The organism is Vibrio sp. 10N.261.54.E10, from assembly GCF_002877735.2.
GTDB classification, from domain to species: domain Bacteria; phylum Pseudomonadota; class Gammaproteobacteria; order Enterobacterales; family Vibrionaceae; genus Vibrio; species Vibrio crassostreae_C.
Genome location: NZ_MCXE02000002.1, coordinates 1,419,392 through 1,432,231, shown reverse-complemented (window position 1 = coordinate 1,432,231; position 12,840 = coordinate 1,419,392). Strand labels below are relative to the sequence as shown.

Below are 12,840 nucleotides of genomic sequence, written 5' to 3'. Positions count from 1 at the left end.
AGAACATGAGCATTTTCAATCATTTTCGATATAATTATAGAAAATGCCTAATATTTAAATACGTATGAATTTGAAAAAACTCTTCATTTTAGCTTTTGTTAGCGTCTTCTCAGGTTGTGCCGTCTACGCGGGTTTAAACTTCGACGAACTGTTTGGTGAACAACAAGTACGCGATCGCCAAGCACCTATTCTTTCAGCTCAAGCGCAGCACTTCATTGACGAAGTAAAGCCCATCATTGATAACCGATGCGTGGTTTGTCACGCTTGTTATGACGCCCCTTGCCAACTCAAAATGTCTTCAGTGGAAGGTATAGACCGAGGCGCGAGCAAGGCACTCGTTTATCAAGGCACCCGCTTAACGGCATCAGCCCCTACTCGCTTGTTTGAAGATGCTTTAACCACGCAAGAGTGGCGCGATGCGGATTTTCATCCTGTCCTCAATGAGCGCATGCAAAACTCAACGGCTAACCTCGATGCTGGTCTTGTTTCTCGTATGTTGATCCAGAAAGAGAATCACCCTCTGCCCGATCAAACCCAGCTTGAAGGTTTCGACTTTTCAATCGATCGCGACCAACAGTGCCCAACCATTGAAGAATACGCTCAATACGAGAGAGATTACCCAACTTGGGGAATGCCTTATGGGATGCCAAACTTAGACAAAACCGAATACGCGACTTTAATGAGTTGGTTGGAAAATGGCGCGTTAATGAACGACCACATTCCATTGACTGATGCAGAACAAGAGCTCGTTAATGTCTACGAAAGCTTTTTAAACAAGAGTGACAATAAGAGTCAACTTTCAGCACGTTACATCTACGAGCACCTGTTTTTATCTCATGTCTATTTTTCTGATTTAGCTCAGCCAACACGCTTCTTCACTGTTGTTCGCTCTGCAACACCACCAGGTGAAGCGGTACAGCGCATCACGACTCGTCGCCCTTATGACGATCCAAAAGTAGACCGTGTTTACTACCGTCTGATTCCAGAGCAAGGCACCATCGTCGACAAAACGCATATGCCTTTCGCACTTAATAAAGAGCGTCTACAAAAGTGGAATACCTGGTTTGTCGACGTCAATTACGCAGTAAAACAACTTCCTAGTTACGACATCGATGTTTCTGCTAACCCAATGACATCATTTGAAGCGCTGCCAGTAAACTCGCGCTTCAACTTCATGTTAGATAACGCGCAAAACACCATCATGGCCTATATCAAAGGGCCGGTGTGTCGTGGTCAACTTGCCTTGAACGTAATTAACGACCGTTTTTGGGTTTTCTTCATCGACCCAGAGAAAGCCGATGTTCCGGAAATTAACGCCTTCTATGCGAGCCAAAAGAAAAACTTAAAGCTGCCTAGCGAGCTGAAAAGTAACACCGTACCTGTGACCAACTGGGTAAGATACGCGAAGCAACAAGCGCGATACCTAAACGCGAAATCAGACTTCACCAACCAATGGTTCGAGAGTGGCGTAAACCTAGACACTAGCATCATTTGGGATGGCGACGGCATCAACCCAAATGCTGCTCTCACCGTCTTTAGGCACTTCGATAGCGCCTCTGTTGTACAAGGGTTAGTTGGCACTCAACCTAAGACTGCATGGATTCTTGATTATGCTCTTCTAGAGCGTATTCACTATCTTCTCGTTGCAGGCTTCGATGTTTACGGTAACTTTGGCCACCAACTGATTACACGCATGTTCATGGACTTCTTGCGCCTTGAAGGTGAGAGTAACTTCTTAACCCTTCTTCCTAAAGACGTTCGCCACATTGAACACTCTAGTTGGTACCAGAACCAAAGCACACAACTGAGTGACTACTTGCAGCGAAACATTGCACCTTTTGATCAGCCGACCAGCGTGGTTTACAAAACGGCCGATCCGAAGCGTGAACTGCTTAATATGATCAAAGATAAGCTCGCACCTGTTCTCGATAATCGCTTTAAGATTGTTGAAACAGGTTTTGGTAGAAAGAATGAAGCACTGCTTAATCAAGTGAATTTGATTAAGGGAGAAGGCCTGCGTCATGTGCCTCAATTAGTGATGATCATGATTGAAGGCAAAAACGGCGAAGAACAGTTGTTCACCATGATTCACAATAATGCGCACAGCAACATTTCAAGCTTGTTTAATGAAGAAGGTAACCGAGATTACGCCAATGATGACCTAACCCTCGTAAGAGGCGTTGTGGGAAGCTACCCTGCGGCTTACCTGTCATTAACCGAGAGCGAGATTCCTGCTCTGGTTAAAGCGCTGCAAAACTTAAACACAGAAGAGGAATACGTGGCGCTGCTAGACAAGTTTGCGGTACGACGCAGTTCTAGCGAGTTCTGGCCATTCAGTGATCGCGTGCATCGTTGGTATCAACAAGACCAACCGATCGAGTTTGGCTTGTTGGATTACAACCGCTTCGAGAACCGTTAGTTTTCACTCATAAAGCATAAAAGCAAAAATCCTCTGTCTTGGCAGAGGATTTTTTGTATATGGGAAAGTATCTTAAGTGCTATTGAGAAGCGACGAGTTCTCTAGATTGAATCCGATGTTTCCGGTTGGTGTAGCTCATCAAAAAACGCACGCGCGGCGGGAGAAAGGGAATCTACAGGTTGCTTCAACACCACATAAAACTGACTCTTAAGGCTCCACTTCTCGGGCTGAAGCGGAATTAAGGCTTGGTCATAATGGCCACGGTCGATTAAGTGAGAAGGCAAGAAACTCAGGTGTGTACCCGCCAAGGTTAGAATCACGCCCGATTCAACATGCCAACCATCAAAAGGCTTTACGGAATCGTACTGCTCAATATTTAGTAATCGGAACATCTCGTCTTTGGCATAGCCGCCCATATTGATACGACAGCCATTCAATGAGAAATCCCTGTCCATGATCTTCTCGGCCAGATCTTTGCGCGCATACAGATAACTGTGCTCTTCAAACAGTGGGTATTTATGTTGAAACGCTGATTTTTGATGTGACCCTAGAACCACTATCATCATATCAATCTGGTTCTTTGCTAACTTCTCATTCAACTGGGTGAAATCGCCCACATCTACACTCACCTCTACACTGTTACTGCGTTGGTAAAACGTCTCGATCGCTTTTGGAAGGGGGTTATAGGGCAAAGTGACGGTGTTATCCAAACATCCAATTCGCACGTGCCCAGAGAGTTCAGTCTGTACACCTCGTAACTTGTAAGCGAAGTCGGTTAAAGTCGATTTTAATTGGTTCGCATATTTATACACTTGCTCACCTTCGTGAGTCAGCTTAAAACCCCTTCTTCCACGTTGGCATAATGTTAATTCTAAGCTTTTTTCCAAGGCAATAAGCTGATTACTGAGCACAGGCTGGCTAATCCCGGTGCTTGCGACCACCTGATTGATACCTCCTTGCTCAACAATTTCACAAAAAAGCTCTAATCTTCGTAGATCTCTTTTATCTAACTTATTGTTTGAATTCACTTTGCCACTCACATTTGTTTTTTGTTATGTTTACATCTGATTATATTCATTTATTAACAATAAATACATCAGTATGCTTTATTCACACTTATGGAATAACAATGCATGGATGGCACTATGGCGGCAGAAGCTTACGTGAATAAACCCGAAGCAACACACAGCCACAAAAAGATAGATGACTTCGAATTGGAACCCGTTCCCGAGAAGGCCAAACGATCTTGGTGGGTTATCAGCCTTATTTGGTTGGCTATCGGCATCGATATTTCGGGACTGTTTCTCGGCTCGATCCTAAGCAGCGGTATTGGTTTTGAAGATGCTCTGCTTGCCACGTTTATTGGTTCAGGCTTATTGGCGGTCATCGCGATGCTTTGTGCCAACATTGGCTTTCAAGCTGGTGTCTCTACCCCGCTGGTGAGCAGCGCGGTGTTTGGTCGTAACGGCGGTAAAATTCTTGGCTTCATCAACGGCATCTCATTAGTCGGCTGGTTCGCATTCCAGGCTGATTTCTTCGCTTTCATCATGGTCGATGCACTGGCGAAATACGACATCATAATTTCACACCTCACCGCTCTTATTGGCGGCAGTGTGTTAATGATGATGACGGCTATCTATGGCGTTCGTGCTTTAGGCAAACTCAGTACCTATTCAGTGCCTTTGATGGTGACACTCATTACCATCGGTTTGTTTATAGCTGCTGATTATCAAGGTGGCGCAGCGCCATCGATTGAAGACCCTTTGACGCTTGGCCAAGCCATCTCTTTTGTTATGTCTATCTGGATTTTGGCTGCGGTTGCCGCGCCTGATATTGCTCGCTACGCCAAAACACGTCGTGATGCGATTCTAGGAGCGGGTATCGGTTTCCTAGTCGGTAACAGTGCCATCATTCTTATCGCGTTGATCCTAACCAAAATGACAGGCACCGACGACCTAGTAGAAGTCTTCTTCACCCTAGGTTTAGGCATGGCGGCCATTATCGTACTGGTGTTCGCACAGTGGACCACCAACAGTAGCAACCTGACCTCTGGCGGCTTATGCATGTCGATGGTTCTACCGAAGATTCCGCGCCCTGTTCTGGTTGTGATCATGACCATCGTCGGTATTGGCATTGCTCAGCTCGGCATGGTGAACAAATTTACTGATTTCTTAATGCTCCTCAGTGTAACCATTGCGCCTGCGGCAGGTGTCTACATCGTTCAATATTATGTTTTAGATTCGACAAAAATGAGCTTTGAGAACATCCAGCAAGTTCCAGCTTGGATGTTTAGAGGCTTGGCTTCTTGGGCATTTGGTACTGCATTCAGCGCTTGTACCGCGCCAGAGTTTTTCAACCTGTTTTCGTTCACCAGTATCTCGGCGTTAGACGGCATTCTTGCCGCTGGTGTGATTTACCTCGCCCTAATGAAGCTTTCTCCTTCAAGTGATAAGGAATAGTAGTTGTGATTATTACTGAACAAATGATTGATGATATCGCGCTTGGTGCGACGGTATTAGGTACTGGCGGCGGCGGTGACCCATACAGCGGTGCCTTGATGGCGAAAGTAGCCATTGCAACGGCAAAGCACCCTGTACGCATGATTCCTTTAGAAGACGTACAAGACGATTGGATGACAGTACCCTCTTCAATGATTGGCGCACCAACCGTCGCAGTAGAGAAACTCAATTCGAAAGATCAAATGTTGATTGCTTTCGAAGCGATGGAAAAAGCGCTCGGCACTGAAGTGGCGGCAACGTTTCCTATCGAAGTAGGCGGCTTCAATTCATTGATTCCAATTCTCGTTGCAGCACAAAAGAACATTCCTGTGATCGATTGTGATGCGATGGGACGTGCGTTCCCAGAAGCTCAGATGGTGACCTTCTTTCTTGATGGTCTCCCTTCTGCACCAAACACATTGGCCGATGAGCGTGGCAATGTCGTCACGCTTTATCCGATAGACGGAATTTGGTCGGAAAAATTTGCGAGGCCAATTACCGAACAGATGGGTGGCTCTGCAGCAATGTGCGATTACCCAATGAACGGTAAGAACCTAAAACGCAGCGCACTGCCCGCAACACTGACCCAAGCGATGAAAATTGGTGAAGCGATTAGAATGGCGAACGACAACAATCAGAGTGGCACACAGGCCGTCTTAGACATTGTCGGCGGTCATACCATCATCAGTGGCAAGATTGTAGATATTCAAAGAGAAACCGATGGCGGCTTTGCAACAGGCGGTGTCGTGATTGAAAAGCTGGCTCAGTTTGAAGATACCGGCGTCGATAACGTGTTTGTGCAGTTCCAAAACGAATTACTTCTCGCGCACAAAGGCACAAGCCGCGCAGACATGAACCAAGATAATCTGCTGGCATCAACACCGGATCTTATTTCGATCTTGGATCATGAAACCGGCAAGCCAATCACAACCGAACAACTTCGTTACGGGCAGCGCATTGACCTTATCGCCTACCCTTGCGACCCAAAATGGCGCACTGACAAAGGTATTGAAGTCGCGGGCCCGGGTTACTTTGGCTACACAGTCGAGTATCAAACCATTGAACAATTAAAGTCTGCATTGAAGAGGTAGTAGCATGACAAACATTACGCTTGATTACTGCCGCCTTGGTATTGACGTAGGTGGCACCAATACCGACGGTGTACTGCTCGACGCAGACTTGAATGTGATTGCCAAAGTAAAAACCGCAACCACACATGACATTTCAACCGGCATTGATAACGCGATTTCTGCGCTATTAAACCAAGCAAACATTGATGGCCAGCAAGTGAAACATGCGATGCTTGGGACGACTCAATGCACCAACGCAATCGTTGAACGAAAAGGCTTAGATAGAGTCGGGATGATCCGTTTAGCGCTTCCAAGTGGCGATAGTGTTCCGCCACTCTGTGGTTGGAGCGAAGCTTGGCAAAACCTGCTTGGTGAACACTTCTACCAAGCGCATGGCGGCTATGAATACGACGGCCAGTTGATCGCCGACATTCAAGAATCTGAGATCCGCGAGCTTTGCCAGAAAATGAAAGGCCATGTGGATTCCGTTGCTATCTGCGGAGTGTTCTCTCCCGTCAACGGCGACCAGGAGCTTCAAGCAGCAGAGTGGATTCAACAAGAACTTCCGGGCGTGAACCTATCGTTATCCCATAAAGTGGGCAGCTTAGGGCTTTTAGAGCGTGAGAACGCCACTATCCTCAATGCGGCTCTGCAGGGGACTGCAAAACGATTCGTTGACGGCTTTTGCAATGCACTCATCAATCATGAAATCCACACCACACCCTATTTCGGTCAGAACGACGGTACACTGATGTCGCAGCAGTTCGCATTGATGTACCCGATTCTCACTGTGGCTTGTGGGCCAACAAACTCAATTCGTGGAGCGAGTCACCTAACTAAGTTAAAAGACGCGATTGTGGTCGATGTGGGCGGTACTACGTCTGATATCGGCGTGCTGACTCACGGTTACCCAAGAGAGTCGAGCCTCGCGGTAGAAATCGGCGAAGTGAGAACCAACTTCCGTATGCCTGATATTTTGGCGTTAGCCATTGGTGGTGGTACCAAGGTTCGCTTTGAACATGAGCGTATAGAGCTTGGCCCTGAAAGTGTTGGCCATACCTTAACGCAAACGGCGCGTAGTTTTGGCGGTGATGAACTTACGCTCACCGATATTGCACTCAAAACAGGACAAATGCAGTGGCAAACAGAGCATCAATTGAGTGATGAGATTGGTGTTTCGGCCGAACAAGCAAGCAAGGTTTACCAACAAATGGTCACGGATGTTGAAGAAGGCATCGATAAGATGAAGACCTCTGCAGCGAGTGTACCCGTAATCATGGTTGGTGGTGGTAGTGCCCTATTCCCAGATCATTTTGAAGGTGTGAGCCAAGTGGTTCGTCCTGAGCACTTTGAAGTAGCGAATGCAATTGGTGTTGCGCTGGGTGAAATATCAGGTCAATTCGATAAGATTGTCCCGATTGATCCCGCTTCTCGTGAAGAAACCTTAAAGCGCTTGGAAGTACAATCAAAACAACTGGCGATTGAAGCTGGCGCATGCCGCGATAATGTCGCGATCATAGAACGCAGTGAGATTCCATTAAGCTACCTACAAGGCAATATGGTTCACGTTAAGATCAAAGCTGCTGGACATATCAAGATGGCTTAGAGCCGTTCCTTGAAAGCCTTACTTAGATTCTTATTCGACAATAAAAAAGCAGGTCACTTCTTCATATTAAAACGGAGAAATAGCCTGCTTTTTGTTTTCTGTTCTTATTTTGGGGCTTTCCGCCCAATAGCCACTCTATAGTTGCTCTCGGAGCGCTGCTAACGAGTCTTTCACCAATTCAGGTAATGAGTCTGCATTATCGCGATATTGAAGTAATGGATCCTCGCTCGCTTCAATGCTCTGGCATAAAGCAAACAGTGCAGATAATCCTAGGCTGCCGGCAGACCCTTTCAGTTTATGAGCTAAAGACTTAATTTCACGAGCGTTGTCAGCGGCACTTGCCACAATCAGTTCATCGAGAGTGACTTGGCTGCTTTGGTCAAACAACCCAACAATCTGCACTATTTTTTCTCGACCGAGAATGGCCAAGTCGTCTTTGATAATCTTAGGGTTAATCATCTGCACAATCGGTTCTCCTTGATTATGTTCCGCGTCTTGGTTTGCTCGTTGTGTCGAGCTTGCAAATGCCAATGCTGATAAGTCTAGCTCGGTTTCCTGAGGTTTAGAGTTTAGCTGACAGCAAACAGCATCTGACGGATCCGGCTGAGGCAGCAACAGCGTGTGACCGTCCAACTGCTCAACAATCAATTCCGATAATGCTTCCTTCTCTAACGGCTTAGGTAAGAATCCATCAAAGCCAGACGACAAATAGCTTTCCACTTCTTCGTTAAACACATGAGCCGATACTGCGATCATTGGGGGTACTTTTCGAATTACGTCTTCTTCACTTTTATGCTGAAGCGCATCGTCTTTGAGTTGTTGAATTAACTCGACGCCATCGCAGTCGGGTAAGTTAATGTCCACCAGCGCAATATCGAACTCTTGCTCACTGAATATGGCTCTCGCTTCTTGTCCGGTTGTCGCAATCACAACCTCGTGCCCCAAGTTATGCAAGAAGCCTTCAGCAACGATGCAGTTTACGGGGTTATCTTCAATCAGAAGTACTTTAGCTCGAATACACGCTTCAATGACCGGTACTTTCGTTTCTATCTTCTCACCGGCTTCAAGTGGCAGTGAGAACCAAAACTGGCTACCCTCGCCTTCTTCAGAATGAACGCCAATATCCCCGTTCATTGCCAACATGATGCTTTTACTGATCGCTAATCCAAGCCCTGTGCCGCCGGTTTTGTTGCGACCGCTATCGGTTTGGGTAAAGGCATCAAACAGACAAGCTTGTTCGCTAGCATCAATACCGACACCTGTATCTGACACTTCAAACATCACTCGATTTTCATCTTCGATATCTAAGCTGATAAAGATATCGACCGAGCCACTTTCCGTAAACTTAATCGCGTTACCGACCAAATTATTCAAGATTTGGCTGATTCGCGTTACGTCACCACGCCAATAGCGTTGCACATCACTTTCAATATGGAAATCAAAGTTCAGCTTCTTCTCAGCGGCACGCCCTTCCATCAATTGGTAGGTATCTTGAACCATCTGATGAAGATCAAACGAAGCAGTGCGGATTTCTAAATGCCCTGCTTCAATCTTTGAGTAATCCAACACGTCATTCAAAATCGCGAGTAGGTTCTTACCGCTGCGGTTAATGATGTCTGCATAGCCGGATTGCAGCGGGTCTAACCCGGTATCTTTGAGCAATCTTGCAGTACCTAATACACCGTTCATCGGCGTTCGTATTTCATGACTCATCGTCGCAAGGAAAGCGGATTTTGCGCGGCTTGCTTGTTCTGCGGCGTTACGAGCCTTAGCGTGGTTCCCTACCTCGATGTTCAGCTTCTCATTGGTCTTTTGCAGCTGGTAGGTTCGGTCTGTGACCAACTCTTCTAAGTGTTCTTTGTGCTCTTCAAGTTCGCGTTTCGCCTTTGCTTCACCCACCGCAACCACTTGTAGCGCCTGCGCGGTGTTTCTGGCAGTGATGATCGCCTCGCCCATATGAGCCAGCTCATCATTACCCTTTACCGAGATATCAATATTCAGGCGACCTTGTGCGATAGACATCAAGGCCGATGAGTATTCAGTAAGACGTTTAACAACCGAGATATACACCACTCGCCACACGATAAATGCAACGATAACCAAACCAATAACCGAAATCACAGACAGTGACCATTGAGCCAAATTCAACGTGCTGGTCAGCTCATCAACCGCTTTTTTGGTACTGCGGTTTGAATCATCAACCAGTTGGTTAACCGTTGTATTCAGCTGAGAGAACAGCTCCAACGTATTTTGCATCAGAAACTCTGACTTTTTGGTGTTCTCATATTGTTCTAATGAAATATCGAACACGACTTGGCGTTTTCTGAGCTCTTCTAGAAGCTGAGACATCTGCGCTGAACGAGTAGGATCTTCGACCGCTTTAACGCGGCGCGCCATGATTCTTAGGTTGGATTCAAATTCTGATTGGATTTGATGAATACGCTCTACGTTGGTAACGGTTTGCGTTTCTTCAATTTGGTTAAGCATTTTGAACGCCAGCAAATGCAATTCGTGTAGGCGCTCAGACAAATCAAGGTCAACCTCTACAAGCGCATCTAAGGCTTGGTAGGCTTTATCCGTTTCTTTGGTTTCTAGCAGGTCATAGATATGCGTGACGTTAGCAACCGCAATGGTAGCCGTGTTCAAAACTTGGGTTCGCGTCAACTGCTCTAGCTCTTCGGCCAATAGGCGCATCTCTTCGACACGAGACGACAACTCTTTGCTTAACCAAAGCTTACGCTCAACCGACACACCCAACTCAGCCAGTGTGTTAATAACGCTTTGAACATTGTTTTCGAGTTTATTGAGGAGCTGAGAATCGAAACTGTCGACACCAAGCTCTTTGATATGTTGAAGAAGCGACTCAAGTTGGTCAAACAGTACGGTGCCAGCCTCTTTTCTTTCGGCCTCGTTTCTCGCATTAGAAAGTGTTTGTACTGACGAAATAATACGGTTACTCAACTCAGAAACCTGACGAGCTTCGATCATGGCAGGAAGCGCCGAATCAACGACGTTTCTTTCCGTTTTGGCTACAAAGCTAAAACCAGAAACACCGATCAATGCAGACAATAGAACCAACAGTGCCATCACTAAGAATGAGGCCAGCAGCTTGCGTCCAATACTCGCTGAAGCTAACAACATAAACTCTAAACCTTAAAACGTTCTTCTTTACCCATGCAGAATACGCTATATTTTGCAGTGTTTCTTATCTAAAACCAACAAAACGGCAATTCATGCTATCTAGACCTTTCGCTTCAATAATTCTTCTCTCACTACTGGCCTCAGTAACTACTGTCGCAGGTGCTAGTGAGCCTTTGAGCCCAATAAAGCCCGCCAATGCCACATCACAAAAAGAGAAAATCTGTGCCATTTATCCGCACCTCAAAGACTCTTATTGGTTGTCGGTAAACTATGGAATGATCTCTGAAGCAGAAAAGCAGCAAGTTGAGCTAAGAGTATTGGAAGCTGGCGGTTACCCCAACGTGGCCAAACAAGCCTCGCAACTGGTGCTTTGCACGCAATGGGGAGCCGATGCCATTATTTTAGGTACGGTTTCACCCGATGCGTATCATGACAATCTCAGCGATTGGGTTGGCTCGACGCCTGTGTTTGCTACGGTAAATGAGTTAACCGTCAATGAAGAACAACAGAAGGTATTAAAAGGTACGGTCGGTGTCGATTGGTACCAAATGGGATACCAAGTCGGAGATTTTTTGTCGAAACGACACCCGAAAGGATCCGGCGAAACACCTATCGCCCTGTTACTTGGCCCACAAGCGAGTGGCGGCACTAAGCCTGTAGCACTGGGGTTTTATGATGCGATCAAGTCGAGTGATATCAAAATTGCGATCAGCTATTGGGCAGATAACGATAAAGAACTTCAAAGAAATCTAGTACAGCAGGTGATAGAAGAACCTGATATCCAATATATAGTCGGAAGTGCCGTCGCGATTGAAGCAGCGATCAGTGAGCTACGAGCGGCCGATAAAACCGAAGATATTGGGTTAATCTCAAGTTACCTAAGTCACGGAACCTACCGTGGTTTACTCCGTAACAAGGTACTTTTTGCGCCAACAGATAAAATGGTTGAGCAAGGTCGCTTGTCGGTAAAACAAGCCACGAGTTACTTACGCGGTCAACCTTACGAGCAACACAGCGCACCGATTATCGAAGCGCTGACACCTGCAACTCTCAAAGATCAAATTATCGCCGACTCATTGTCACCTTCTGAGTTTCGTCCGGTATTCAGTGTGAATCCATAGTGCTATATTGGCTGAAGAACTCAAAACAATAAAAACGAAACAACAATTTAGGGAACATTCATGCAAAAAACAACGCGCACTATGCCAACACACAAGCATATCGCTTTGGTCGCTCATGACCACTTCAAACCTGAGCTACTAAGATGGGTCAAAGAGAACAAAGAAAAACTACAAAAGCACTTCCTTTACGCAACGGGCACGACTGGTTCTCTACTCAGTAAAGAGACAGGCTTAGCAATCAAGAGCATGATCAGCGGCCCAATGGGCGGCGACCAACAACTTGGCGCGCTTATCTCTGAAGGCAAAATCGATATGCTGATTTTCTTCTGGGATCCGCTTAATGCTGTACCACACGACCCAGACGTAAAAGCACTGCTTCGTATCGCAAGTGTTTGGAACATTCCTGTGGCAACTAACCGCGCTACCGCTAACTTCCTGTTTAACTCTTCATTGCTTGAAGAAGAAGTAATCATCGAAATCCCAGACTACGAAGCGTATCTAGCAGAGCGCACGTAATCGCACGTTAAATGTGATCTCTACTGAACAGACTAAAAAGCCTGCATTTTATCGCAGGCTTTTTTATGTCTCGTTTCAGACATTAAACAGTTCAATCATAAACAGTGTAGTGAGTCTCTACTTATCACTCCACACTGCCATCTCGTTGCCACTTGGCTCTCTGAAATGGAAACGTCTGCCACCGGGAAAGCTAAAGATCTCACGGTTTATCTGACCACCAGCATCAATTACATCGCGCTCAGTTTGCTCAAGATCTTGGCTATAGAAAACCATCAGTGCCGCGCCATTATCCGTATTCGACGCCAGATCCGCCAAATAGAAGCCGCCCATTAAGCCTTTGCCTTCAAAAGCAGAATACTCAGGGCCATAGTCTTCAAAGCTCCAACCAAACACTTGGCTGAAAAACGCCTTAGTTGCTGAGATGTCTTTCGCAGCAAATTCAATGTAGTTAATAGAGCCGTGTTCCATA

The 12,840-nt window shown here is 46.2% G+C and carries 10 protein-coding genes; 6 read left to right on the top strand and 4 right to left on the bottom strand.

The genetic code is table 11. The features are described 5' to 3' along the window. The first annotated feature begins 64 nt into the window (after positions 1-64). Positions 65-2,419 (top strand): fatty acid cis/trans isomerase, encoded by a 2,355-nt coding sequence (locus tag BCU07_RS17655; protein ID WP_102428329.1) that lies wholly within the window; start codon positions 65-67, stop codon positions 2,417-2,419. A 101-nt stretch (positions 2,420-2,520) separates the two neighbouring features. Here the strand turns inward: BCU07_RS17655 and BCU07_RS17650 are convergent, their stop codons facing one another. Then, a complete protein-coding gene (locus BCU07_RS17650) occupies positions 2,521-3,459 on the bottom strand; it encodes a LysR family transcriptional regulator (RefSeq protein ID WP_102428330.1) in 939 nt (312 codons plus the stop codon). A 93-nt stretch (positions 3,460-3,552) separates the two neighbouring features. Here BCU07_RS17650 and BCU07_RS17645 point away from each other — a divergent pair, with 93 nt between their 5' ends. From BCU07_RS17645 to BCU07_RS17635, 3 genes are read left to right on the top strand one after another with little or no spacing between them, the layout of a single operon-like run. After that, entirely contained in the window at positions 3,553-4,878 is a 1,326-nt protein-coding gene (locus tag BCU07_RS17645; protein ID WP_102428331.1) for a cytosine permease, read from the top strand. 5 nt (positions 4,879-4,883) lie between these two features. Beyond that, a complete protein-coding gene (locus BCU07_RS17640; RefSeq protein ID WP_017085484.1) occupies positions 4,884-6,008 on the top strand; it encodes a DUF917 domain-containing protein in 1,125 nt (374 codons plus the stop codon). A gap of 4 nt (positions 6,009-6,012) precedes the next feature. Beyond that, positions 6,013-7,593, top strand: a complete 1,581-nt coding sequence (locus BCU07_RS17635) for a hydantoinase/oxoprolinase family protein (RefSeq protein ID WP_102428332.1) — start codon at positions 6,013-6,015, stop codon at positions 7,591-7,593. A 135-nt stretch (positions 7,594-7,728) separates the two neighbouring features. Here BCU07_RS17635 and torS read toward each other — a convergent pair whose 3' ends face one another. Together torS and BCU07_RS17625 are read right to left on the bottom strand one after the other, a co-directional pair. Then, a complete protein-coding gene (torS, locus tag BCU07_RS17630) occupies positions 7,729-10,734 on the bottom strand; it encodes a TMAO reductase system sensor histidine kinase/response regulator TorS (protein WP_017060885.1) in 3,006 nt (1,001 codons plus the stop codon). Between the two features lie 64 nt (positions 10,735-10,798). After that, positions 10,799-10,963: a hypothetical protein gene (locus tag BCU07_RS17625; protein ID WP_017060886.1), complete on the bottom strand. Its 165-nt coding sequence runs from the start codon at positions 10,961-10,963 to the stop codon at positions 10,799-10,801. Between BCU07_RS17625 and torT the strand changes: the two genes are divergently transcribed. After that, the gene (gene torT, locus BCU07_RS17620; protein ID WP_240698627.1) at positions 10,908-11,855 is read left to right on the top strand and encodes a TMAO reductase system periplasmic protein TorT; all 948 of its coding nucleotides are present in this window, start codon (positions 10,908-10,910) and stop codon (positions 11,853-11,855) included. The genes BCU07_RS17625 and torT overlap by 56 nt on opposite strands. Before the next feature lie 60 nt (positions 11,856-11,915). Continuing rightward, positions 11,916-12,371, top strand: coding sequence for a methylglyoxal synthase (locus BCU07_RS17615; protein ID WP_017064778.1), 456 nt, complete (start codon positions 11,916-11,918; stop codon positions 12,369-12,371). 117 nt (positions 12,372-12,488) lie between these two features. Here the strand turns inward: BCU07_RS17615 and BCU07_RS17610 are convergent, their stop codons facing one another. After that, positions 12,489-12,839: a VOC family protein gene (locus BCU07_RS17610; RefSeq protein WP_017060889.1), complete on the bottom strand. Its 351-nt coding sequence runs from the start codon at positions 12,837-12,839 to the stop codon at positions 12,489-12,491. Position 12,840: the final 1 nt, after the last annotated feature.